This is a genomic window from Mesorhizobium sp. 128a (assembly GCF_053848025.1).
Genome location: NZ_JBSPKY010000001.1, coordinates 644,245 through 667,428, shown reverse-complemented (window position 1 = coordinate 667,428; position 23,184 = coordinate 644,245). Strand labels below are relative to the sequence as shown.

20 protein-coding genes are annotated in these 23,184 nt (G+C 63.9%); 15 read left to right on the top strand and 5 right to left on the bottom strand.

The features are described 5' to 3' along the window. Positions 1-13: 13 nt before the first annotated feature. Positions 14-1,075 carry an agmatinase gene (gene speB, locus ACWTU9_RS02990; protein ID WP_455857014.1) on the bottom strand — a complete coding sequence of 354 codons (1,062 nt, stop codon included), beginning with the start codon at positions 1,073-1,075 and terminating at the stop codon, positions 14-16. A 206-nt stretch (positions 1,076-1,281) separates the two neighbouring features. On the opposite strand from speB, the gene gcvA reads away from it, so the two are divergent. From gcvA to ACWTU9_RS02950, 8 genes are all read left to right on the top strand, one after another. Beyond that, positions 1,282-2,256, top strand: coding sequence for a transcriptional regulator GcvA (gene gcvA, locus ACWTU9_RS02985; RefSeq protein ID WP_455857013.1), 975 nt, complete (start codon positions 1,282-1,284; stop codon positions 2,254-2,256). Positions 2,257-2,452: 196 nt separating this feature from the next. After that, positions 2,453-3,757 (top strand): nicotinate phosphoribosyltransferase, encoded by a 1,305-nt coding sequence (pncB, locus tag ACWTU9_RS02980; RefSeq protein WP_455857012.1) that lies wholly within the window; start codon positions 2,453-2,455, stop codon positions 3,755-3,757. A gap of 189 nt (positions 3,758-3,946) precedes the next feature. Beyond that, positions 3,947-5,392 (top strand): hypothetical protein, encoded by a 1,446-nt coding sequence (locus tag ACWTU9_RS02975; RefSeq protein ID WP_455857011.1) that lies wholly within the window; start codon positions 3,947-3,949, stop codon positions 5,390-5,392. Positions 5,393-5,647: 255 nt separating this feature from the next. Further along, positions 5,648-6,952, top strand: a complete 1,305-nt coding sequence (locus ACWTU9_RS02970; RefSeq protein ID WP_454587431.1) for an ABC transporter substrate-binding protein — start codon at positions 5,648-5,650, stop codon at positions 6,950-6,952. 291 nt (positions 6,953-7,243) lie between these two features. After that, entirely contained in the window at positions 7,244-8,125 is an 882-nt protein-coding gene (locus tag ACWTU9_RS02965) for a branched-chain amino acid ABC transporter permease (RefSeq protein ID WP_455857010.1), read from the top strand. Then, complete coding sequence (locus ACWTU9_RS02960) at positions 8,122-9,084, top strand: branched-chain amino acid ABC transporter permease (RefSeq protein WP_455857009.1); 963 nt, start codon at positions 8,122-8,124, stop codon at positions 9,082-9,084. The genes ACWTU9_RS02965 and ACWTU9_RS02960 overlap by 4 nt, the downstream gene beginning before the upstream one ends. Continuing rightward, the gene (locus ACWTU9_RS02955) at positions 9,081-9,806 is read left to right on the top strand and encodes an ABC transporter ATP-binding protein (RefSeq protein ID WP_455857008.1); all 726 of its coding nucleotides are present in this window, start codon (positions 9,081-9,083) and stop codon (positions 9,804-9,806) included. The genes ACWTU9_RS02960 and ACWTU9_RS02955 overlap by 4 nt, the downstream gene beginning before the upstream one ends. Continuing rightward, positions 9,803-10,528, top strand: coding sequence for an ABC transporter ATP-binding protein (locus ACWTU9_RS02950; protein WP_455857007.1), 726 nt, complete (start codon positions 9,803-9,805; stop codon positions 10,526-10,528). Before ACWTU9_RS02955 ends, ACWTU9_RS02950 begins: the two co-directional genes overlap by 4 nt. Positions 10,529-10,622: 94 nt before the next feature. On the opposite strand, the gene ACWTU9_RS02945 is transcribed toward ACWTU9_RS02950, so the two are convergent. Both ACWTU9_RS02945 and pncA read right to left on the bottom strand, forming a co-directional pair. Further along, complete coding sequence (locus ACWTU9_RS02945; RefSeq protein ID WP_455857126.1) at positions 10,623-11,948, bottom strand: sodium:proton antiporter; 1,326 nt, start codon at positions 11,946-11,948, stop codon at positions 10,623-10,625. A gap of 123 nt (positions 11,949-12,071) precedes the next feature. Continuing rightward, positions 12,072-12,686, bottom strand: coding sequence for a bifunctional nicotinamidase/pyrazinamidase (pncA, locus tag ACWTU9_RS02940; RefSeq protein ID WP_455857006.1), 615 nt, complete (start codon positions 12,684-12,686; stop codon positions 12,072-12,074). Positions 12,687-12,974: 288 nt separating this feature from the next. On the opposite strand from pncA, the gene ACWTU9_RS02935 reads away from it, so the two are divergent. From ACWTU9_RS02935 to ACWTU9_RS02910, 6 genes are read left to right on the top strand one after another with little or no spacing between them, the layout of a single operon-like run. Continuing rightward, positions 12,975-13,838 (top strand): FAD binding domain-containing protein, encoded by an 864-nt coding sequence (locus tag ACWTU9_RS02935; protein ID WP_455857005.1) that lies wholly within the window; start codon positions 12,975-12,977, stop codon positions 13,836-13,838. After that, complete coding sequence (locus tag ACWTU9_RS02930) at positions 13,835-16,654, top strand: molybdopterin-dependent oxidoreductase (protein WP_455857004.1); 2,820 nt, start codon at positions 13,835-13,837, stop codon at positions 16,652-16,654. The genes ACWTU9_RS02935 and ACWTU9_RS02930 overlap by 4 nt, the downstream gene beginning before the upstream one ends. After that, positions 16,651-18,192 carry a 6-hydroxynicotinate reductase gene (locus ACWTU9_RS02925; RefSeq protein ID WP_455857003.1) on the top strand — a complete coding sequence of 514 codons (1,542 nt, stop codon included), beginning with the start codon at positions 16,651-16,653 and terminating at the stop codon, positions 18,190-18,192. The genes ACWTU9_RS02930 and ACWTU9_RS02925 overlap by 4 nt, the downstream gene beginning before the upstream one ends. Next, entirely contained in the window at positions 18,192-19,076 is an 885-nt protein-coding gene (locus ACWTU9_RS02920) for a UPF0280 family protein (RefSeq protein ID WP_455857002.1), read from the top strand. Before ACWTU9_RS02925 ends, ACWTU9_RS02920 begins: the two co-directional genes overlap by 1 nt. Beyond that, a complete protein-coding gene (locus ACWTU9_RS02915; RefSeq protein WP_455857001.1) occupies positions 19,069-19,653 on the top strand; it encodes an amino acid synthesis family protein in 585 nt (194 codons plus the stop codon). The genes ACWTU9_RS02920 and ACWTU9_RS02915 overlap by 8 nt, the downstream gene beginning before the upstream one ends. Further along, a complete protein-coding gene (locus ACWTU9_RS02910) occupies positions 19,650-20,111 on the top strand; it encodes a MarR family winged helix-turn-helix transcriptional regulator (RefSeq protein WP_454587441.1) in 462 nt (153 codons plus the stop codon). Before ACWTU9_RS02915 ends, ACWTU9_RS02910 begins: the two co-directional genes overlap by 4 nt. A gap of 3 nt (positions 20,112-20,114) precedes the next feature. On the opposite strand, the gene ACWTU9_RS02905 is transcribed toward ACWTU9_RS02910, so the two are convergent. Both ACWTU9_RS02905 and ACWTU9_RS02900 read right to left on the bottom strand, forming a co-directional pair. Next, on the bottom strand, positions 20,115-21,230 hold the full coding sequence (locus ACWTU9_RS02905; protein WP_455857000.1) for an aminomethyltransferase family protein: 1,116 nt from the start codon (positions 21,228-21,230) through the stop codon (positions 20,115-20,117). Between the two features lie 71 nt (positions 21,231-21,301). Continuing rightward, entirely contained in the window at positions 21,302-22,072 is a 771-nt protein-coding gene (locus ACWTU9_RS02900) for an ABC transporter substrate-binding protein (RefSeq protein WP_455856999.1), read from the bottom strand. A 198-nt stretch (positions 22,073-22,270) separates the two neighbouring features. Between ACWTU9_RS02900 and ACWTU9_RS02895 the strand changes: the two genes are divergently transcribed. Then, on the top strand, positions 22,271-23,161 hold the full coding sequence (locus ACWTU9_RS02895; protein ID WP_455856998.1) for an SGNH/GDSL hydrolase family protein: 891 nt from the start codon (positions 22,271-22,273) through the stop codon (positions 23,159-23,161). Positions 23,162-23,184 lie beyond the last annotated feature (23 nt).

The window sequence follows — 23,184 nt, the reverse complement described above, 5'->3', positions numbered from 1 at the left end:
CTTGCGATTGAATTCAGGCTCCCTTGCTCGTAATGGCGGGGCTGAACACCATCAGGCTCAGGATCTCGAACAGGACCTGCGCGCCTACATGGGCGGTGTTGGTGGTGGCGTCATATTGCGGCGCCACCTCGACGACGTCGCCGCCGACAATGTTGAGGCCCTTCAGGCCGCGCAGCAGTTCAAGCACCTCACGCGTCGTCAGGCCGCCGACTTCCGGCGTGCCGGTGCCCGGCGCAAAGGCCGGATCGACGCTGTCGACATCGAACGAGATGTAGGTCGGGCCGTCGCCGACAATCTTGCGCGCCTTCTCGATGATCGCGGGGATGCCGAGCCCGGTCACCTCTTCGGCATGCACGACCGTCATGCCGGATTCGTAGGTGAACTCCCACAGATATTCGGCCGAGCCTCTGATGCCGATCTGGATGGTGCGGGTCGGGTCGAGCACGCCGTCCAGCACCGCGTTGCGGAACGGGCCGCCATGGTGGAACTTGGTCATGTCGAACAGCCCGCTGGTGTCGCAATGGGCGTCGATATGGATCATGCCGACCGGCGCCTTCTTGCCGACCGCCTTCAGGATCGGGTGGCTGATCGAGTGGTCGCCGCCGACCGAGAGCGGCAGCACGCCGGCATCGACGATCTGGTTGGTGCGCTTCTCAATGTCTTCGTGGCTGATCTCCAGCCGGTAGCGGCTGCGGAACGGCGTATCGCCGATGTCGGCGACTCGCAGCTCATGCGTCGGCGCGCATTCCAGCACATGATTGTAGGGGCCGATGCGCTCGATGGCGCGCAACGCCCTCGGTCCAAAGCGTGAACCGGGACGGTTGGTGACGCCGAGATCCATCGGCACGCCGATGATCGCCACCTGCAAATCGCCGAAATCCGGATTGTCGGCAGCGACTTCGCGGTAGGGTGCAGCGAGGAAGGTGGGGATGCCGGAATAGGGCGCCAGCCTGGTGCCGCTCTTGGAGAAGATCTTGTCGGCAACCTTGCGGAATTTAGGGTCGAACATCTCGCCGCCATGGCTCTCGCCGTATTTGCGGCGCAGCGCGTCGAGCTTGCCACGATCGTAACCCATGTCGGTCTCCTCCTGCCGGGCTTGTGCATGCCGCAGCGTTTGCGAACTGACCGTCATCCGGCCGGGTCGCTGTCCCGCTGGCTGCCTGCAGATTTCACGTCATTGATGCTGTTGACCTGCCAAAGTGTCCGGCAGCCGCATTGAAAAATCAATTGATATTGTTACGGTGCTGTTTGTGAGAAAATCTCACAGAGTATCCGGTGCTCATGGCCAAGCGTCTGCCCCCCTTAAATCCCTTGCGCGCCTTCGAGGCGACGGCGCGGCACGCCTCGCTGACCAAGGCGGCGGCCGAGCTCAATGTCACCCATGGCGCCATAAGCCACCAGATCAAGGCGCTCGAGCAATCGCTCGGCGTCAAGCTGTTCGAGCGCACCGGACAGCGGGTAAAGCTGACACCGCACGGCGCCGAACTGCTGCCGGCGGTATCGACCGCCTTCGACGGCATCGCCGCCGCCACGCAGCGCATGACCAGGCCGGCCAGCGCCGGCACGCTGTCGGTCTCCTGCGTGCCGGCGCTGCTGCTTCTGTGGATGACGCCGCGGCTCGGCAGCTTCATGGCGCAATATCCCGATATCAGGCTGACGCTGATCCCCTCCAACGACCCCAAGGACATTCGTGCGCCACAGGTCGATGTCTGCGTGCTCTATGGCGACGGCAGCTGGACCGACTGTTGGATGCGCAAATGGTCGGGCCTCGAACTGTTCCCGGTGGTCAGCCCGACGCTGATCAACAACCGGCCGATCCGCATCTGCAGGGATCTTGCCGACCATGTCATCCTGCATGGCGATGACGGCCGCGAGTGGCACACCTGGCTGGCCGCGGCCGACGGGCTGGATCTCGAGCGTGGCCGCCGGCACCATCTCGGCGATGCGCGCACGGCCATCGAGGCCGCGGTGCATGGCCATGGCGTGGCGCTTGGCGATTCCGTCACCGCCAGCATGCTGCTTGCCAGGGGCCTGCTGGTGGCGCCGTTCAGCCTGTCGGTGCCGGCGGTCGACGATTTCTATGTCGTTTGCCGCAACGAGATGCGCTCGGCGCCGATCGTGCAGCTGTTCATCGACTGGCTGTTCGTCGAGAAGGAACAGGCCGACAGCCGTGCCGACGCGCCGGTGGCCGGCCGCATAGGCACCCGCAGGAAGCGCCCGGCGCTGAAAGTGATTGGCGCCAAGGCCGCATCCTAAGAGCCGTAAGCACCACAACAATACTGCCGCAGCGTCCTCTTTTTGTCGGACCAGCCCGCAAAGCGGGAAGCGCGTTCAAAAATTCAATGCTAAGAGGCATTTGGCCAAGAGCAATTCCAGGAAAAGTTCCTAGCGGTTTTCCGTCCGGAATTGCGTAAGACAAAAGCTAGAGCCAGCAGCGAAGGCGGCGACAGACATGGCAAAGACCGATATAGCGCGGCGCGTCTACAACCACACCTGGAAGCTGGATCCGATCGTCCGCAGCCTGCTCGACACGGATTTCTACAAGCTGCTGATGCTGCAGATGATCTGGGGGATGTATCCCAAGGTCGACACCACCTTCTCGCTGATCAACCGCACCACCTCGGTGCGCCTTGCCGATGAGATCGACGAAGGCGAACTGCGCGACCAGCTCGACCATGCCCGCACGCTGCGTTTCTCCAAGAAGGAGATGATCTGGCTCGGCGGTAATAATTTCTATGGCCGCAAGCAGATCTTCGAGCCGGAATTCCTCGCCTGGTTGGAAGGTTTTCGGCTGCCCGAATACGAGCTGTCCAAGCGCGACGGCCAGTACGAGCTCTCCTTCAGCGGCCCCTGGATGTACACTACCCTGTGGGAAATCCCGGCGCTGGCCATCATCAATGAGCTTCGTTCCCGCGCGGCGATGCGCGCCTTCGGCCCGTTTGCGCTCGACGTGCTCTATGCCCGCGCCAAGGCCAAGATGTGGGCCAAGACGGAGCGGCTGAAGGCGCTGCCCGGCATCCGCATCTCTGATTTCGGCACCCGCCGTCGGCACTCCTTCCTGTGGCAGCGCTGGTGCGTCGAGGCGCTCAAGGAAGGCATCGGCGAGGCCTTCACCGGCACCTCCAACGTGCTGCTGGCCATGGACAACGACCTCGAAGCGCTCGGCACCAACGCGCATGAACTGCCGATGGTGTTTGCCGCACTCGCAAAATCGGAAAAAGAGCTGAAGCAGTCGCCCTACAAGGTGCTGCAGGACTGGCAGCGTTATTATGGCGGCAACCTGTTGATCGTGCTGCCCGACGCCTTCGGCACCGCATCCTTCCTGCGCGATGCGCCGGACTGGGTTGCCGACTGGACCGGCTTCCGCCCCGACAGCGCGCCGCCGATCGAAGGCGGTGAAAAAATCATCGACTGGTGGCGCGAGAAGGGAAAGGATCCCAGGCAGAAGCTGCTGATCTTCTCCGACGGGCTCGAGGTCGAGACCATCGAGGAGACCTACAAGCACTTCCAGGGCAAGGTGCGAATGTCCTTCGGCTGGGGCACCAACCTCACCAACGACTTCGAAGGCTGCGCGCCGACCGAAACCAACAGCCTCGATGCCATATCGCTGGTCTGCAAGGTCACCGAGGCCAACGGGAGGCCGGCGGTGAAGCTGTCGGACAATCCGGCCAAGGCGACGGGCGACCCCAAGGAGATCGAACGGTATTTGCGGATTTTCGGGGCGAAAGATCGGGTGAGGCAATTGGTCAAGGTTTGAGATGGCGGATCATTTCGCCAGGCAAATGGAAATCCGGATAAGTTGAGTTCCCGCCCACCCCCCTCTGTCCTGCCGGACATCTCCCCCGCAAGGGGGGAGATTGGCAGCGTCGGGCGCCGCGCGTCTTTCTTCGCCGTTGAAAATCGGCGAAAGCCTGAGCGAAATCCAATCTCCCCCCTTGCGGGGGAGATGTCCGGCAGGACAGAGGGGGGCGCCGTAGGGTGCCTTCGTTGGAACCTAGCCCTTCTCGCCCTCTTCGTCCTCACCCTCCTCCCCACCTCCGCCTTCGCCCATGCCTCCGATCGCGGCCACGTCCTCCTCCTCCCCACCGGCTACTACATCGCCGGTGGCGCACTCGCCGTCGCCGTCAGCTTCCTCGTTCTGGCCCTGTTACCACCCGACGCCCTCGACCGTTTCTGGCGTCGTCGCTTACAACTTTTCACATGCAGCGGAGCCCCCCGCACACTCGTCAGCCTGCTCTCCTTTGCCGGCTTTGTAATCCTGATCGCCGCCGGCCTGTTCGGCAGCCGCGACCCGCTCTCCAACCCGCTCCCTCTTGTCGTATGGACACTGCTCTGGGTCGGTCTCGTCCTCTTGCAAGGTCTGCTTGGCGGTCTCTGGTCCTGGCTGAACCCCTGGTACGGCCCATGGCGGATCGTGACCCGCCTGCTTGGTCAGCGCGATGCCGAGGTGCCGAAATCGCGTTTGCCTGCATGGCTCGGTAGCTGGCCGGCCGTCATCCTGTTCTTCGCCTTTGCCTGGTTCGAACTGATCGATCCGGCGCCCGACGACCCGGCACGGCTGGCCTATGCCGCTGGCCTCTATTGGCTTTTCACCTTCATCGCCATGCTCGCCTTCGGCTATCCCGGCTGGAGCCAACGCGGCGAGTTCCTGACGGTGTTCTTCAGCATGGTGGCGCGCTTTGCGCCTGTCGAGCGAGGTGAAGAAGGCCGCCTCAACCTTTGCTGGCCGGGCGCGAAACTGCTCGCCGCCGTGCCTCTGCCGGCCAGCGGCATCGCTTTCCTGCTGCTCAGCCTTTCGTCTGTCTCCTTCGATGGCCTGTCGAAAACCTTCTTCTGGCTCGGTCTGTTCGGCATCAATCCGCTGGAGTATCCCGGCCGCACCGCTCTGATCGGTATCGGCAGCTTCGGCCTCGTGCTCACTTTCGTGCTGCTGGCGGCTGCATTCATGCTGGCCGTCATCCTCGGCCAGCGCCTTGCCGGCAGCGGGCATGTGCTTGGCGAGACGGCAGGCCTGCTGGTCTGGTCGATCGTGCCGATCGCGCTCGCCTATCATGTCGCGCATTATCTGACGGCGCTGCTGGTCGACGGCCAGTATGCGGTGGCTGCTTTATCCGACCCGTTAGGACTGGGCTGGAACCTGTTCGGCACCGCCGACATGCGGATCGAAGCCGGCATCGTCGCCGGCGCCGGCTCCGCCTGGTGGCTGTGGAATGTGCAGGCCGGCATCATCATCGCCGGCCATATGTTGGCGGTGCTCGTCGCCCATGGTCTGTCCTGGCGGCTGCACCCGGTTCCATCGCGCGCCGCACTCAGTCAATTGCCGCTCACCGTGCTGATGGTCGCTTACACCATCTTCGGTCTCTGGTTGCTTGCCACGCCGACTGCCGGATGACAAAAGGTGACCGGCGTGCCAGCGCATGACCCCGAAAATCGGGTTCGATTTTCGGAAAGGATCATGCGCAAAGCAAAAAATGCTCCAGCGTCCTTTGCGCGTCCTGATGGACGCGCGGCGCTGGATGCGGAAAGCCCGCTTGCCACGTCGAGGCTTTGATGATTTAGTTTGTATACATGCGATTTCTGCCCCTCCCACAAGGGAGTGGCCTTGCCTCGTTACAGACAGTCAAAACTCGAAAACAGGGGAACTGCCGTGACTGACAAGAATGGGTTTTTCGATCTCTCCAAAAGCACGCTTAGCCGCCGTACGGCGCTAAAAGGTCTCGCTGCCGGGGCCGGCCTGACGCTCGCGCCGGGCTTCGTTCGTTACTCGCAGGCGCAGAGCTCGGCGCCGATCAAGATCGGGTTCCAGTCGCACCGCACCGGCATCGGTGCCGCCTATGGCCGCTGGTACGAAAAGACCAGTGCGGCCGCGGTCAAGGCGATCAACGATGCCGGCGGCATCAACGGCCGCCCGGTCGAACTGGTGATCGAGGATGACGGCACCGATCCCGGCCGCGGAGCCGAAGTGGTCGGCAAGTTCGCCACCCAGCACAAGACCGACATCGTCTTCGGCACGCTGTTCTCGCATGTCGTGATCGGCTCCGCGCCGGCCGCAGGTGAAAACAAGATTCCCTATTTCGTCGTCAGTGAAGGCCACCATGTCGCCTCGACCAAGTTGAACCGCTACGTCTTCCAGCCCGGCATCACCGACGTGAAGAGCCAGATCCAGTCTATGGCGCCGTGGATCGCGGCCAATGCCGGCAAGAAGGTGACGCAGATCTTCCCCGACTTCGCCTTCGGCTACGACCACCGCGACTACCTGCCGCCGGCGTTGAAGGCGCAAGGCGCCGAGGTCATCGCCCAGATCGCCATCCCGCCGACGGAATCTTCCTTCACCAAATATTTTCCGCAGATCCCGGCCGAGACCGAGGTGATCTACCACGTCATGGTCGGTCCGGCCGTGCTGACCTTCGTCAAGGAACTCGGCGAGTTCTACGGTTCCAACCGGCCGCAACTCTTCGGCTTCATGGATTCGCTCGAAGCCACCGACATCAACAGCCCCGGGCTGGAATTCCTCGACGGCAGCCATTTCTGGGAAGGCTCGCCGCGCTACGCGCAGGCGGACGACAGCGCCGCGCAGAAGGCCTATCGCGCCGCCGTCGGCATCGACGACAATGGTGCGGCCGTCGGCGACCCCAAGGACGTCTCCACCGCCTCGCACATGTTCGGCTGCTGGGAAACGCTCTACGTCGTCAAGAAGGCGATGGAAGACGCCGGCTACAAGGGTCCGGAAGACCGCGCCAAGCTGGTCGAGGCGACCGAGGCGCTGACCGAATTCGCCGAAGGGCCGGAGCATCCGCAGGGACCGAAGACGTTCAACGGCAAGATCCACCAGTGCTTCGGCATCCAGAACATCTCCAAGGTCGAAGGCGGCAAGCTGACGGTCGTCCACAAGACCAAGATCGAGGATGGGCTTTACGAGGCCGAAGGGGATTACACGACGCAGGCGCTGTAGGTTTTGCTCGCCTGTAACGTGGGAGCCCAGCCACCCCCCTCTGTCCTGCCGGACATCTCCCCCGCAAGGGGGGAGATTGGAGGTCGCCCAGGGTTTCGCCAATCGCCAAAGTCGTCGTCAAAAAGGCGCTGCCACACGTACTGCCAATCTCCCCCCATGCGGGGGGTGAGGAGCGGTCCGCGAAGCGGACGGAAAGCCAATTGCTTGGCTTTCCGAGCGACGAACGCCCGGAGCGATAGCGAAGGGCCGAGCCCGGCAGGGGTGCACTTGGCACCGACCAGCGTGTAGCCCATGCATTTTGGACCCCATCTCCTCCTCGCCGCCCTCGAAGGCCTCGTCACCTCAGCCGTACTGGCGCTGACGGCGCTGGGCCTGTCGCTGGTGTTCGGCGTCATGCGCGTCGTCAATGTCGCCCATGGCGAGTTCTTCATGCTGGGCGCGGTGCTCGCCTGGGCAATCTCGACGGCCATCCCCGGCCATCCCACGGTCGGCTTCCTCGCGGCATTGGTGATCGCGCCGCTGATTGTCGGCGCCATTGCTCTGGTTGCAGAAAGGCTGGTGCTGCGCCGGCTCAATTACAATCCGGAAGCCACCATCGTCGCCACGATCGGCATGCTCTACATCATTCAGCAGCTGGCGCTGAGCTTCTACGGCCCGGAGGCGCGGCCGGTGGAGCCCCCCTTCAGCTACCGCATCCTTTTGCCCTGGTTCGGCTATTCCGGCTACAAGCTGTCGATCATCGCTGCCTCGGCGCTCCTGCTGGTCGCCACATGGCTGGTGCTGACGCGCACGAAAATCGGCCTCATCATGCGCGCCACCCAGTATGACAGCGAGACGGCGCAGGCGTTCGGCATTCCGGTCGACCGCGTCTATGCCGGCGTCTTTGCCCTCGGCGCCATGCTGGCGGCGATCGCCGCCGTGCTGATCGTGCCGATCAGCCAGGCGCACTATCTGATGGGGCAGGACCCGCTGCTGCTCTCCTTCATCGTCGTCATCATCGGCGGCCTGGGTTCGCTGCGCGGCACCGTCGTCGCCGCCGTGTTGATCGGCCTCTCCGACGGCATCATCTCGGTGTTCTTCTCGCCGACCTTGGCTAAGATCATCGCCACGCTGCTGGTCGCCATGGTGCTGGTGTTCCGGCCGCAAGGCCTGTTCGGGCAGGCGCCGCGATGAGCGAAGCTTCGCCGGCAAAAGCCTATGCACTCCATCTCGGTGCCATCGCGCTGCTCTTTGCGCTGAGCTTCGTCCTGCCCGACTATCATCACGGCCTCGTCGCCCGCATCATGGTGCTGGCGGCTTTTGCCATGGGTTACAACATGCTGTTCGGCTATGTCGGCCTGCTCAGCCTCGGCCACGCCATGTTCTTTGCCGCCGGGCTCTATGGCGCCGGCCTGTCCGTCATCCATCTCGGCTGGAGCGCGCCTTTGGCCTTCCTCGCCGGCATCGCCTGTGGCGCGTTGCTTGCGCTGGTGATCGGCCTGCTGGCGCTGCGCACCACGGGCGTCGCCTTCATGATCGTCACCATGATGTTCGCGCAGGTCTTCTACCTTACCATCCTCTATTTCGCCGCATGGACCGGCGGTGACCAGGGCCTGGTGGTGCCGCAGCCGACGCGGGTTCTGAACCTCGGCGCGACATCGCTCGACCTCACCAACCCGACCGTGCGCTACATGAGCGCGCTGGCGCTGTTCTCGGTCGTGCTGCTCATCACGCTCGCCATCGTCCGCTCCCGTTATGGCCGCGTCCTGGTGGCCGTGCGCGAAAACGAGGAGCGCACGAAAATGCTCGGCTACGACACCTTTTCGAACAAGCTCATCGCCGTCGTCGTTTCCGGCGCCATCTGCGCAGCGTCGGGTGCCGCCTACGCGCTGCTGTTCGGCTATGTCGGTTCGAGCTTTGCCTCGGTTCAGTATTCCATCCTGCCGCTGCTTTGGGTGCTGCTCGGCGGCGCCGCCACGACGCTCGGGGGCCTGATCGGCACGGTCTTCATGTACTATGTCATCGACATCGCCAGCGGCTACACCTCCGCCTATCTGTTGATCGTCGGCATCGCGCTCATCCTTCTGGTGCTGTTTTTCCCCAAAGGCATCCTCGGCACCATCCGCCAGCGCTGGCTCGGGTGGCTGCCATGATGCCGCTGCTGACGACAAAGAACCTGGCGCGCAATTTCGGCGGCCTGCGCGCCGTCGACGGTGTCGACTTCCAGCTGATGCCGGGCGAGATCCGCGCCGTCATTGGCCCCAACGGAGCCGGGAAAACCACCTTCGTCAGCCTGATCAGCGGCCGCATCCAGCCATCCGCCGGCATGATCCTCTTCGACGGCGCCGACATCACCAGCCAGCCGGCCTATCTCCGGGTGCGCCAGGGCATCGCCTACACATTCCAGATCACCAGCGTCTTTGCCAACCTCTCCGCCTACGACAATGTCGCGCTGCCGGTGCAGCGCACGCTGACCGACGGCCGCTCGAAGGGCGCCGTGCGCACCGGCGTCATGGCCGCTCTCGAACGCACCGGCCTTGTCGACCGCGCCCATACGCCGGCCGGTCAGCTCTCTTACGGCCATCAGCGCCTGCTCGAAGTGGCGATGGGCCTGGCGCTGAAGCCGCGGCTCCTGATCCTCGACGAGCCGACGCAAGGCCTGGCCGACAGCGAGATCGACAATTTCATCGAGCTGGTGTGCGAGATCGCCAAAAGCGCCACCGTGCTTTTGATCGAGCACAACATGCCGGTCGTCATGCAACTGGCCGACCGCATCACCGTCTTCAACGCCGGCAGGATCCTGGCCGAAGGCACGCCTGAGCAGGTCCGCGCCAACACACAGGTGCAGGAAGCCTATCTGGGGACGGCGCCATGACCGGAGCAGTCACAGGGACAAGCGCGTTGACCATCTCCGGGCTCGACTGCTTCTACGGCGAGGTGCAAGTGCTCTACGGCCTCGACCTTGTGCTCAACAAGGGCGAGGTGCTGTGCCTGTTCGGTCGCAACGGCGCCGGCAAGACGACGACGCTGAAGGCGATCATGGGACTGGTGCCGGCGGTAGCCGGCTCGATCCAGCTCGCCGGCAAGGAATTGACGGGCCTGCCGGCGCATGACGTGCCGAAAGCCGGCGTCGCCTATGTGCCGCAGGGTAGGCGTCTGTTTGCTGAGATGACGGTGGCGGAAAACATCGAGATCGGCCTGATGACGCGTGGCAAGGGCAAGGTCGTGCGGGAAAACGTCCTCGACCTGTTCCCGCTCCTGCGCCAGCGGCTGCGGCAGCGCTCCGGCACTTTGTCCGGCGGCGAGCAGCAGATGCTGGCCATGGCGCGGGCGCTGTGCATCGAGCCGCAGGTGCTGCTGCTCGACGAGCCGACCGAAGGGCTGATGCCGTCGATGATCGCCAAAATCCGCGAGACGGTGGTGCAGCTGCGGGAGCTGGGTGTCTCCACCATCCTGGTCGAGCAGCGCGTCGATGCCGTGCTGTCGGTCGCCGACCGCGTCTGCTTCATCGAAAACGGCCGCAACCGCGAGACGGTCGATGTAGAGCAGTTGCGGGCCGACCCTTCGGCGGTCAGGCGGTATGTTGGGGTTGGATGAGTGCCTACCTCCCCCTTGTGGGGAGGGTCGATCCGCTAAGCGGATCGGGGTGGGTGTACTGCGCCGACTCCCCACAAGCGGGAGGTAAAGTCTCTCAGCCAAAGAACAAAAAACCGGCAATCAAAAACGTCGGTATCAGCACCGCGCCTGACCACGCCATATAGCCGAAGAAGCCTGGCATCTTCACGCCGCGATGCCTAGCGATGGCGTAGACCATGAAGTTGGGCGCATTGCCGATATAGGTGTTGGCGCCCATGAACACGGCGCCGGCGGAAATCGCCGCCAGCGTCGAGGCGAACTCCGTCATCAGATGGCTGGGATCGCCGCCGGCAAGTTCGAAGAACACCAGATAGGTCGGCGCGTTGTCGAGGAAGGACGACAGCCCGCCGGTCAGCCAGAAATAAGCGAGATCATTGGGCTGACCCGACGGCGAGGTGACCAGTGCGACCAGCGGCGCCAGCGCCCCGTCATGGCCGGCCCGAAGGATGGCGATGACCGGCACGATGCAGATGAAGATGCCGGCAAACAGTTTCGCCACTTCGGCGATCGGCCCCCAGATGAAGCCATTGGCATGACGGTTCTCCTTGCGCGAGACAGCCAGAGACAGGAAAGCCAGCGCCAGAATGATTGCGTCGCGCACCAGGTTCTGCAGCTCAAGGGTCACCCCCACCAGGGAAAAGCTGATGCCCGGCTTCCAGGCCGCCGACAACAGGATCGCGCCGATGACGCCGGCCAGCAGCGGCAGGTTGGCCAGGCCGCGAATCCGCACCTTCGTATCCGGCGTCGGATCCTTGATCTTTGGCGCACCCTCTTCGCGGCGATGCAGAATGATATCGATGGCCAGGAAGACAAGCAGCACAAGGCCGCCGGTAAACAGCGTCTCGCGCCAGAGGTTCGTCGTCGTCCAGAAGAAGTCGACGCCGCGCAGGAAGCCGACGAACAATGGCGGGTCGCCCAAGGGTGTCAGCGAGCCGCCAATGTTGGAGACGAGAAAAATGAAGAAGATGACGACATGGGCGTTGAACGGCCGGTTGTCATTGGCTCGCAGCATCGGCCGGATCAGGATCATCGAGGCACCGGTCGTGCCGATCACCGAGGCTAGCATCGCCCCGACAAGCAGCAAGCCGGCATTGACCAGTGGCGTGCCGTGGATGTTGCCGGCCACAAGGATGCCGCCCGAAATGGTGTAGAGCGCAAACAAAAGGATGATGAACGACATATATTCGGTGAGCAGCGTGTGCAGCACCGCTTCGCTCGCCAAAGACATGCCGAAAGCGACCGCCAGCGGCACCACCACCAACACCGCCCAGCCTGCGGCGATCTTGCCGTAATGATGTTCCCAGACGTGGTGGAACAGCAGCGGTCCCGTGGCGATCGACAATAGCAGGCCGGCAAACGGCAGCCCCCACCACAGCGACATAGAAGCGCCAGGCAGTTCGTGGCTCTCAGCCGCAAGCGCCAGTCCGGGAAAAACCAAAATGGCGACCGTCAAGGCCGCCAAAACTACCGGCGATTGTATGGAGCTCTCCCGATCCCTCACGATCTAGGCCGAGGTCTTGTCTTCGAGCCTCACACCCGCGTCTCGCATGCGCTTCAGCATCGCCTCGCCCGAGCCGTTAAGATCGATGCCGCGGCAGGCATCGAGGCGCACCGTCGTCTTGAAACCCTGCTTGACCGCGTCGAGCGCCGAAAAGGCGACGCAGAAGTCGGTCGCCAGGCCGACCAGGGTCACAGTATCGATGCCGCGCTCCTTGAGGTAGCCGGCGAGTCCGGTCGATGTCTTGTGGTCGTTCTCGAAGAAGGCGGAGTAGCTGTCGATGTCAGGGCGAAATCCCTTGCGGATCACCAGTTCGGTCTTGGTCCAGGCGAGTCCCGAATGGAAGTCGGAACCAAGGCTGCCCTGAATGCAATGGTCGGGCCACAGCGTCTGCGGCCCATAAGGCATCTCGATCGCGCTGAAAGGCTGCGCTCCCGGATGGCTGGAGGCAAAGCTTGAATGTCCGGCCGGGTGCCAGTCCTGCGTCAGCACGACATGCTCGGCGTGCCGGATCAGATCGTTGACCAGCGGCACGATTTCGTCGCCGCCGGCAACCGCCAGCGCGCCGCCGGGGCAGAAGTCGTTCTGCAGGTCGATGACAACAAGCGCTTCGTCGGCCATGGCGCCTCTCCTCTTTCTTCGTCTCGAGCGGGGATTCGAGTGAAAAACGCCGCGGATGCGACCGGATGCAGAAACTTGACCAGATGGCGGCCTGCGTCAACCTCCGGCCGCATAACAAATGCGTGGTGGCCAGCTTCCCTCAAACTCCGGCTTTGACAATTCCCGCCAGCTTGATATCATTTGCATACGAATGAATTTGGCCAGATCGAATACTGGCGGTGTCTAGGGAAGACCCCACTTTTGGGAGGCCCATCTCTTGGGAAGGCCCGTCTCTTAGGAAGGTAAGGCGTGATCCGTTACGCGAAACCCACCACGCTTGACGAGGCGCTCGCTCTGCTTGGCGAGGGCGCGTGGCGCATTCTTGCCGGCGGTACCGATTTCTATCCGGCGCAAGGCGCCAAACCGTTCCGCGATGATGTTCTCGACATCAACGGACTGGCCTCGCTGCGTGGCATCGCCGAGACCGAAACCCATTGGGAGATCGGCGCCCGCACCACCTGGACCGATCTGGTCCGCCATCCCTTGCCGGCGGCGTTCGATGCGCTGAAGCAGGCCGCGCGCGAAGTCGGCTCCGTGCAGATCCAGAATGTCGCCTCTGTCGCCGGCAACCTCTGCAACGCCTCGCCGGCCGCCGACGGCGTGCCGGGTCTGCTGGTGCTGGACGCTGAGGTCGAACTGTGCTCGGCGGCCGCAACACGTTATCTGCCCTTGCCAGATTTCATTCTCGGCAACCGACGCACGGCCTTGCTGCCCGGCGAAATGGTCACCGCCATCCGCATCCCCAAGCATGCGGCCGCCGGTACCTCCGCTTTCGTCAAGCTCGGCGCGCGGCGCTACCTCGTCATCTCCATCGCCATGGTGGCGGCGCGCCTCGTGATCGACAACGGCATTATCGCGGAAGCAGCCGTCGCTGTCGGCTCCTGTTCCGCAGTCGCCAAGCGGCTCTCCGATGTCGAAGCTGCGCTGCGCGGCAGGCCTGCCCTCCAGACACTCGCCGACGCGGTCCTGTCCGCGCCGATGGCCGAGCTGTCGCCGATCGCCGATGTGCGCGGCAGCGCCGAATACCGGCTCGATGCGGCGCGCGAAATCGTCGCCCGCGCCGTGCTGCAGGCCTGTGGCCTCACGGACGACAACAGCATGGTGGCGGCATGAGCCAGGCTCGGTCTGAGGAAGTTCTGCCCGACCTCGTGCCGGGTTTCGGCCTCGAGCGCGCGGAGATCAATTTCGCGGTCAATGGCGCCGCCGTTTCGGTCAATGTGCCGCCGCTGCGCCGGCTGTCGCAGGTTTTGCGCGACGAATTGCAGCTGACCGGCACCAAGGTCGGCTGCGACGCCGGTGACTGCGGCGCCTGCACGGTGCTGGTCGACGGCGACGCCGTCTGCGCCTGCCTGGTGCCGGCGGCCTCCGCCGCCGGAACATCGGTGACGACCGTCGAGGGCCTTGCCAATGGCCGGTTGTCGGCGCTGCAGGCGTCTTTCCTGGCGCATGGGGCGGCGCAATGCGGCATCTGCACGCCGGCGCTGCTGGTCGCGGGAACGGCGCTGCTGGAGACAAAGCCGAACCCGACAGAGGTCGAGGTGGAGGATGCGCTTGGCGGCATCCTCTGCCGCTGCACCGGCTACAGAAAGATCATCGCGGCGGTGATGGATGCCTCATTGCAGGCAGCCAGCCTGGATTTCCGCATGCCGCAGTCCGGTCACGCGATCGGCTCGTCGCCGGTTAGGCTCGACGGCGTGCCGAAAGTCACCGGCGCTGAAAAATTCGGCGGCGATTCCTTCCCCGCCGATGCGCTGGCCGTGCTGGTGGTTCGTTCGCCGCATTATCACGCCAGCTTCGCCTTCGGTGATCTGGAAGGTTGGGCAAAGAGACATCCCGGCATTGAAGGCGTCTTCACCGCCGCCGATATTCCGGGCAAGAACTGCTTTGGCGTCATCGGCCCGTTCGCCGATCAGCCAGCGCTGGCCGAAGGGTTTGCGCGCCTGCGCGGTGAGGCTGTGGCGCTGGTCGCCGGCGAGCGCGAGGCGATGCTCGATCTCGATTTGTCGGATTTCCCGATCCACTGGACCGAACTGCCGCATCTTTTGCAGCCCGGCGAAGCGCAGGGCGAGGGTGCGGCGCTGATCCATGCCAACCGCCCGGCCAATCTTTTGACCAAGGGCTTTGTCGAGCGCGGCGATCCTGAGGCGGCTCTTGCCGCCGCTGCCGTCACCGCGTCCGGCGCCATCGACACCTCCTATGTCGAGCACGCCTACATCGAGCCGGAAGCCGGCCATGCCTATATGGATGGTGACACGCTGGTCGTCGTCGCCTGCACCCAGGCGCCCTATATGGACCGTGACGACACGGCGAAGGTGCTCGGCCTGCCGGTCGAGAAAGTGCGCATCGTGCCAACCGCCACCGGCGGCGGTTTCGGCTCCAAGCTCGACGTCTCGCTGCAGCCGCTGATCGGGCTTGTGACGCTGAAGACGGGCCGGCCGGCGGCGCTTGCCTACACCCGCAACGAATCCATGATGTCGACCACAAAGCGCCATCCCGCCGAGATGAAGGCGACGATCGGCGCCGATCCTGACGGCCGCGTCACCGGCATGATCTTCTCCGGCGATTTCAACACCGGCGCCTATGCCAGTTGGGGGCCGACCGTCGCCAACCGTGTGCCGGTGCATGCGTCCGGCCCCTATGCCACGCCGAACTACCGGGCCGAAGGCCGCGCCATCCACACTCATGGGCCGATCTCCGGCGCCTTCCGCGGTTTCGGAGTGCCGCAGGCGACGATCATGCAGGAGACGCTCTATGACGAGCTCGCCGGCAAACTCGGCGTGGACCGGCTCGATTTCCGCTTGAAAAACTGCCTTCGGAACGGCTCCGAAACGGTTACCGGGCAGAGGCTGGAGTCGGGCGTCGGTATTTTCGAGTGCCTCGACTCGCTGCGGCCGCATTGGGCTCGCGCGACGGCCGACGCAGATACATTCAATTCCTCCAATACGAGCAAAAAGCGCGGCGTCGGCGTCGCGTCGTGCTGGTATGGCTGCGGCAACACATCGCTGCCCAACCCGTCGACCATAAGGGTCGGTATCTCGCCAACGGGTGACATCATCCTGCATCAGGGCGCCGTCGATATCGGCCAGGGTTCCAACACTGTCATCACCCAGATCTGCGCCGACGCGCTCGGCCTGCCGCTGGAAAGATTCCGGCTGAAGAGCGCCGACACCGCGATCAGCCCCGACGCCGGCAAAACATCGGCTTCGCGCCAGACTTTTGTGACCGGCAAGGCGGCCGAAAAGGCCGGCCGCGCCTTGCGCGAAAAAATCCTGCGCTTTGCCAATGTCTCGGAGAACGCGGCCCTGCAACTGGATGGCCCGGCGATCGTCATCCGCGAAGGCGAAGCCACCCGCCGCATCGATCTCGCCGCTCTCGATGTCGATGCCGACGGTTTCGTCTTCCGTGCCGAGGAGACCTATGATCCACCGACGCTGCCGCTCGACGCCAAGGGCCAGGGCAAGCCTTACGCCGTCTATGGCTATGGCGCGCAGATCGCCGAACTCGAGGTTGATCTCAAGCTCGGCACCGTCAAGCTGCTGAAAATCACCGCCGCGCACGATGTCGGCAAGGCGATCAACCCGCTGCTGGTCGAAGGCCAGATCGAAGGCGGCATCGCGCAAGGCATCGGCATGGCGCTGATGGAGGAATACATCCCCGGCCGCACCGAGAATTTGCACGACTATCTCATCCCGACCATCGGCGACGTGCCGCCGATCGAGCACATATTGATCGAGGTTCCCGATCCGGAAGGGCCGTTCGGCGCCAAGGGTCTGGGTGAGCATGTGCTGATCCCGACCGCACCTGCCATCCTCAATGCCATCCGCCATGCCACCGGCGTTCTCATCACCAAGGTTCCGGCGACGCCGACGCGCATCCGCGCTGGCATCCGTCAAGAAAATGGAATCCGCGACAAGGAGGCACGCCGATGAGCGAGCTTGCCGAACGCTTCGAAACCCACGATCCCGGCGAGAAGCAGGTGGCCGAGAAGATCCGCTGCGATGCCTGTCCGGTCATGTGCTATATCGCCGATGGCCGCACCGGCGCCTGCGACCGCTACGGCAATGTCGGCGGCCGCATCGTGCGCATGGACCCGCTGACCATTCTCGACCACGCGGCCGAGACTGGCGCCGCCATGGTTCCGTTCACCGCCGAAGGCGAGCAATGGGATGGCGAGCTCGTCAACACCGGCCGCCGCTTCGTCACGGCTATAGGCGCTGGCACCACCTATCCCGACTACAAGCCGGCGCCGTTTATCGTCAGCCAGGAGGTCGAGGGCGTCGATCTGGTGACGGTGGTCACCGAGGGCATCTTCTCCTATTGCGGCGTCAAGGTGAAGATCGACACCGACCGCCATCTCGGCCCGGAGACGGCAATCGTGCGCTCGCAAGGCGAGGCGATCGGCCACGTCACCACAGGCGAATATGGCTCGCAAATGCTGTCGCTGGGCGGCGTGCATCATCTGACCGGCGGCTCCAAGGCCGAAGGCCGGGCGACCTGCGACGCGATGCTCAATCTGTGCAACCGCAAGCCGGTCGAACTGACCATTGACGGCGGCGCCACCATTGTCGTTGAAGCCGGCAAACCACCTGTCATCGACGGCAAGCAGGAACACCGCATGCGCGTCGGCTGCGGCTCGGCCACCATCGGCATGTTCGCCACACAATGGCGCGGGCTGGTCGACGAGGTGGTGGTGGTCGACGATCACATCACAGGCGTCGTGTCAGAGCATCAGGCCGGCAAGGTGCTTGGCTGGCAGGATACCGGCATCAAGATCATCGGCCGCCGCTCGACGCCAGGCCGCTATTTCAAGGTTTCCGAGCCCGGGCTCGGCTGGGGCGGCACCTCGATTTCCGACCCGCTGTCGATCCTTGGCGAGTGGAACGCCAAGAAGGGCGCGCGTCCCGGCCTGTCGCTGCTGATGGTGTCGACCACCGGCGAACAGTTCGCCTATTACGAACTCGACGACGAATTGAAGCCGGTCGAAAAGCCGTTCCCCGAGCGCTTGCAGAAATCGGTCGGGCTGATCGAGGACAATTGCGAGCCGGCTTTGTGCACCGTGCTGTTCGTCGGCGGCGCCGGCGGTTCGTTGCGCGCCGGCGTCACCGAAAACCCGGTCAATCTCACCCGCTCGGTGCAGGGCCTGAAGACCTATGTGACGGTCGGCGGCGCGCCGGTCTATGTCTGGCCGGGCGGTGGTATCACGCTGATGGTGGACGTCACCCGGGTGCCGGAAGGCGCCTTCGGTTATGTGCCGACCCCCGCTTTGGTGGCTCCGATCGAGTTCACGCTGCGCCGCGACGACTATGTCAGGCTGGGCGGCTACGAGGCCGAGACACGCAGCGTCGAGGATATTGTCGCCAAGGGTGGCGAATACCTCAATCCGCGCCGCGGTACAGGCGCAGAGGCCCGGAACCCGTGGCCACCGCTGGCGCAGTTGCGCCGCGCCGGTTCGAACGGGGCAGCCTGATGCAAGGTCCGCAAGTCCAGTGGCTGCAGGACGGCAAGCGGCTGCATCTCAACCACGGGCCGATCGACCTGATCGTCGAGGCCTTCGGTGAGGAAGATGAGTGCCGTGCCGCCTACGACCAGGCCGTCGCGCGCTTCCAGACGATCCTGATCGAGTTGGTCGAGGAGCTTCCCGAATTGCGGCTGCCAGCCTTTTTCCTGGCGCCACGCAGCTTCGCCGGGCCGACGGGCCGGCGCATGGAAGCAGCCGTCATGCCTCTCGCGGAATGCTTCATCACGCCGATGGCCGCCGTTGCAGGATCGGTAGCCGACGAAATGCTCGCTGCGCTACTCGCGGATCGCAAGCTCGACCGCGCCTATGTCAACAATGGCGGCGACAGCGCTCTCCATATCGGCAAGGGTCAGTTGATGAGCCTGGCGATCGCCGGCACCGGCAACGGTATGGCCGACCGCATCACCATTCGCTCAGCAGACGGTGTGCGCGGCGTCGCCACCAGCGGCTGGCGCGGCCGTTCGTTTTCGCTGGGCATTGCCGATGCCGTCACCGTACTGGCGCGCAGCGGCGCCGAGGCCGACGCGGCGGCGACGCTCATCGCCAACGCCGTCGACCTGCCCGGCAATCCCGCCATCAAGCGTATTCCCGCACAGGACCTTGCGCCAGACAGCGATCTCGGCGCGCGGCTGGTAACACAAGCCGTCGGCACGCTTGCGCTTGGCGACGTGGAGCGGGCGCTGGACAATGGCCTTGCTGTCGCCGAAGATTTTCGCCGGCGCGGCCTGATTGCCGCATCGGCGCTGTTTCTTGGCGGTGAGACCCGCATCAGCGGTTCCATGGCGCTTGCCGCGCCCAACAAAAGTCCAGGGAAGGAAGTCGCCCATGCCTGAGTTTCCGATCCGCAAGATCGCGGTTTTGACTGAGGAGATCTTTCACGATGGCGGGCCGGTCGCTGCCGCGCCGCGGCGTCGCGCTGCGGCCGTGGCGCTGGTCAAGAACCCGTTTGCCGGCCGCTACGTGGAAGAACTGCAGAGCGCCATGGACGATCTGAAGCCGCTTGGCCTGCTGCTCACCGATAAGCTCATCGCCGCATTGGGTGGCGACATCAAGCAGATCGACGCTTACGGCAAGGGCACCATCGTCGGTTCGGCGGGCGAGCTCGAGCATGGCGCGCTGTGGCATGTGCCTGGCGGCTACGCCATGCGCGAGCGGCTCGGCGACGCCAAGGCGATCGTGCCGTCGGCAACCAAGGTCGGCGCCTTCGGCTCACGGCTGGACGTGCCGCTCGGTCACACCAACGCCGCCTATGTGCGCAGCCATTTCGATGCCATGGAGGTCGGCCTCAGCGACGGGCCGCGTGCCGACGAAATCCTGTTCTGTCTCGCCATGAGCTGCGGTCCGCGCGTGCATGACCGCATGGGCGGCCTTGCGGTTGGCGACATCAAGGCCTGGGACGGCTTGCGATGAGCGGCGGCGACAATCTTCTGAAGCTGGTCGAGGCCGACGAGCCAGACGATCATGATTACCGCCTGCAGGAGCAGGTCGGCTTCATCCTGCGCAAGGCGCATCAGCGCCATGTCTCGATCTTCGCATCGCAAATCGGCGACCTGACGCCGCCGCAATTTGCAGCGCTCGCCAAGCTGCACGATGTCGGCGAGACCTCGCAGAACCAATTGGGCACGCTGATCGCCATGGATGCGGCGACAGTCAAGGGTGTCATCGACCGGCTGAAGGCGCGCGGTCTGGTCGATCTCACCAAGCACGAGATCGACAAGCGCCGGCTGCTGGTCAATCTGACGCCGGAAGGACGCGAGGCGATCGAACGGCTGATCCCGCTGGCACGCGCCATCACTCAGGAAACGCTGGCGCCGCTGACCGCCAAGGAAGCCGCGACGTTCATGCGGCTGCTGGCGAAACTGGCCTAAATATCAGGCGCGCAGCCGAGCGCCTTCGGGATCGAAGAACGGCATCGGCGCCACCACCGCACGGGTCGGCTTGCCGTCGACATCGATGCGAAGGTCCGTTCCAATCGCCGTGAACGGCAGCCGCAAATGTGCGGTGGCAAGCACCTTGCCCAGCGAATAGCCGTGATCGCTGTAGGTCACGATTCCGGCATCCTCGCCATCGGCCGTCACCCGGGCGTCCGTCGCCGCAGGCTTGTCGCCGTCCAGGATCAGTCCGGTCCAGCGGTCGTCCAATCCCTTGTCGCGCACCTTCATCAGCTCTTCGCGGCCGATGAAATCGCCCTTGTCGAATTTGATGAAGCGGTCGAGCCCGACATTGAAGGGCGTGCGGCTTTCATCCATGTCGATGCCATGCGCCGGATAGGCCTTTTCCAGCCCGAGCGTGAACATCGCCAGCACGCCATAGGGTTTCAGGCCGAAATCGCTGCCGGTTTTCATCAGCGTATTCCAGACTGAAGCGGCCTCGTCGGCCGGCACGAACAGTGCGAAGCCGAGTTCGCCCGTGACGCCGGTGCGCGAGATCAGCACTTTCGTCTCGCCGATGTGCCCCGACGTGAACGCCCAGCGTTTCAGCCCATCGAGATCGGCATCGGAAATCATCGCTTTCAGAAGGTCGCGCGAGCGCGGCCCCTGTATGGTCGGGAACGCGACCGCCGCGGTGATGTCGGTGACATAGGCTTTTCGCGCTTCAACATGGTGCTGCAGCCAGGGCAGTATCTTCAGTCGATTGACCGAACCGGTCACCAGCATGAAATGCTCCGGTCCCAGCCGGAACACGGTGAGGTCGTCCATGATGCCGCCATCCTCGCGGCACACGGTCGTATAGCGCACCTGCCCCGGCTTCATCGCGGCGGCATCGTTGACGATGACATGGTTGACCAGCGCTTCCGCCTCCGGCCCCTTGATGTCCATCTTGCCCATGGTGCTGAGGTCCTGCACGCCGACGTTCTTGCGCGTGTTCAGGTGCTCGTCGGCAATGCCGGAATAATATTTGGCCGAGACGAACTCGCCGCCGACTCGGCCCATCGTCGCGCCGAGACCGACAATGCTGCCGTAAAAGGGGGAACGCCGCTCAACCACAAATAGTCTCCATCATCAATGAAAAACGGCAGCGCCTGATGGCGCTGCCGGGGGTCAGGCTTGGGAGGGGATTAGCTGCCGTAGACGTCGAATGAGAAATATTTATCGTTGATTTCCTTGTACTTGCCGTTGGCGCGCAGCGCGTCGATGGCGGCATTGAACTTGTCGGCCAGCTCCTTGTTGCCCTTCTGCAGCGCGATGCCGACGCCGGGGCCGTGAATGGCCGGATCGGCGGTCAGCGTGCCGAGCAATCTGCAGCAGGCGCCATCCGGCTTCTTCAGCCATTCGGTCAGGATGATCGAGCCGTCCATCATCGCATCGAGGCGGCCATTGGCCATGTCGGTGCGGGCGTCGTCGCCGGTCGGATAGGCCTTCACGGTCGAGCCTGAATATTTCTGCCCGGCGAAATTCTGGTGGATGGTGGCGTTCTGCACGCCCAGCACCTTGCCCTTCAGATCGGCCGGCGAGGTCCCGGCAATGGTCGAATCCTTCGGCACGGCGATGGCCGGTGGCGTCTGGTAGTATTTGTGCGTGAACTCGACCTTCTCGGCCCGTTCCGGCGTGATGGTGATGTTGATGATGGCGTCGAACTTGCCGGCCTGCAGCGCCGGAATGGAACCATCGAAATCCTGCACGGAGAATTCGCACTCGGCCTTCATCTCGGCGCACAGCGCCTTGCCGAGGTCGATGTCGAACCCACCCAGCGTGCCATCCGAATTGGCATAGTTGAATGGCGGATAGGCGCCCTCGGTGCCGATCCTGAGTTTCTCGGCAGAGGCAGCACCGGTGGCAAGCAGCAGGGCGGCGGAAGCAGCAAGCACGAAACGACCGAAAAGACGCATGTTCTGGTTCCCCGTTGATGAAGGAAGTCTATGGTCTTTTGCGGGCTTCACGGAGACGGAAACGACACGCTCTGCGGCGATCACGGCGCGGCAAGGCGTCCTTCCCCAGGAAATCTTACTGTGATCCAAATTACAGATCGATCATGGACATAGGCGTATGCTCAGCCAGTCATAGACGGTCGGGGGAGGGACCTGGGGATGGACCAGCAGGAATTCGTGCAGGAAGCCGCCCAGCGGCGCATCGATGAAGACATCGCCAAGCGCATCAAGGCCCACCAGGCCAATATCGAGCGGCTCGAAACCGCAAGGGAAAGTGCAGGCAATCTCGAGGCGGCCGTCGCCAACCGCCCGCTGGTCATGCTGGCGCAGGGCGATTCCTGGTTCGACTATCCGCTGACCGGCAACGGCTTTCCCTTCGTCGACACCGATGTGATCGCGCAGCTGCGCCGGATTGGCCCGATGCCGCCGACCATCCTCAACCTTGCCCATCATGGCGATGCCGCGACCGACGAGATGTCATTGCCCAAGCAGCAGCGGATGATCTCGGCGCTGCGCAACAAGGCGAACTGGCTGGACGGCAAGCCCGACGCGATCCTGTTTTCGGCCGGCGGCAATGACATTGCCGGCGACCAGTTCTGCATCTTCCTCGACTTCAATGACGGCCATGCCGCCGGACTGAACAAGGACCGTTTCACCAAGGCGCTCGGCATGGTCGAGGCCTGCTATCTCGATTTGTTTGCGTTGCGTAATCGCGTCGCGCCTGGTGTGCCGATCTTCGGCCATTGCTATGATTTTCCGATCCCGAACGGCGCGCATCCGTCCTGTGTCGGTCCATGGCTGAAACCGTCGCTCGATTTCTGCAACTGGTCGGTCGCCAAAGGCACGGTCATCGTCCACGACACGCTGGCGGCGTTCCGCGATGTCGTCAAACGCCTGGCCGGCGAGCCGCGCAACAATTTCCATCTGGTCGATACGCAGGGAACGCTTAAGCCGGCCGACTGGGCCAACGAGCTTCACCCCGATCCCGCCGGCTTCAAGAAGATCGCGCAGAAATTCGCCGATGCGCTGAAGGCGACGTTGCAGGCTTGACGACGGTGCCGAACTCGGGACCG

Bases quoted from the DNA above. Each gene is read 5' to 3' on its own strand.
- ACWTU9_RS02895 (WP_455856998.1), top strand. From the start codon at position 22,271: ATGGACCAGCAGGAATTCGTGCAGGAAGCCGCCCAGCGGCGCATCGAT.
- gcvA (WP_455857013.1), top strand. From the start codon at position 1,282: ATGGCCAAGCGTCTGCCCCCCTTAAATCCCTTGCGCGCCTTCGAGGCG.
- ACWTU9_RS02910 (WP_454587441.1), top strand. From the start codon at position 19,650: ATGAGCGGCGGCGACAATCTTCTGAAGCTGGTCGAGGCCGACGAGCCA.
- ACWTU9_RS02950 (WP_455857007.1), top strand. From the start codon at position 9,803: ATGACCGGAGCAGTCACAGGGACAAGCGCGTTGACCATCTCCGGGCTC.
- ACWTU9_RS02945 (WP_455857126.1), bottom strand. From the start codon at position 11,948: ATGTCGCTGTGGTGGGGGCTGCCGTTTGCCGGCCTGCTATTGTCGATC.
- ACWTU9_RS02965 (WP_455857010.1), top strand. From the start codon at position 7,244: ATGCATTTTGGACCCCATCTCCTCCTCGCCGCCCTCGAAGGCCTCGTC.
- ACWTU9_RS02915 (WP_455857001.1), top strand. From the start codon at position 19,069: ATGCCTGAGTTTCCGATCCGCAAGATCGCGGTTTTGACTGAGGAGATC.
- pncA (WP_455857006.1), bottom strand. From the start codon at position 12,686: ATGGCCGACGAAGCGCTTGTTGTCATCGACCTGCAGAACGACTTCTGC.
- ACWTU9_RS02975 (WP_455857011.1), top strand. From the start codon at position 3,947: ATGTCCGGCAGGACAGAGGGGGGCGCCGTAGGGTGCCTTCGTTGGAAC.
- ACWTU9_RS02930 (WP_455857004.1), top strand. From the start codon at position 13,835: ATGAGCCAGGCTCGGTCTGAGGAAGTTCTGCCCGACCTCGTGCCGGGT.
- ACWTU9_RS02920 (WP_455857002.1), top strand. From the start codon at position 18,192: ATGCAAGGTCCGCAAGTCCAGTGGCTGCAGGACGGCAAGCGGCTGCAT.
- ACWTU9_RS02960 (WP_455857009.1), top strand. From the start codon at position 8,122: ATGAGCGAAGCTTCGCCGGCAAAAGCCTATGCACTCCATCTCGGTGCC.
- ACWTU9_RS02955 (WP_455857008.1), top strand. From the start codon at position 9,081: ATGATGCCGCTGCTGACGACAAAGAACCTGGCGCGCAATTTCGGCGGC.
- ACWTU9_RS02900 (WP_455856999.1), bottom strand. From the start codon at position 22,072: ATGCGTCTTTTCGGTCGTTTCGTGCTTGCTGCTTCCGCCGCCCTGCTG.
- speB (WP_455857014.1), bottom strand. From the start codon at position 1,075: ATGGGTTACGATCGTGGCAAGCTCGACGCGCTGCGCCGCAAATACGGC.
- ACWTU9_RS02925 (WP_455857003.1), top strand. From the start codon at position 16,651: ATGAGCGAGCTTGCCGAACGCTTCGAAACCCACGATCCCGGCGAGAAG.
- pncB (WP_455857012.1), top strand. From the start codon at position 2,453: ATGGCAAAGACCGATATAGCGCGGCGCGTCTACAACCACACCTGGAAG.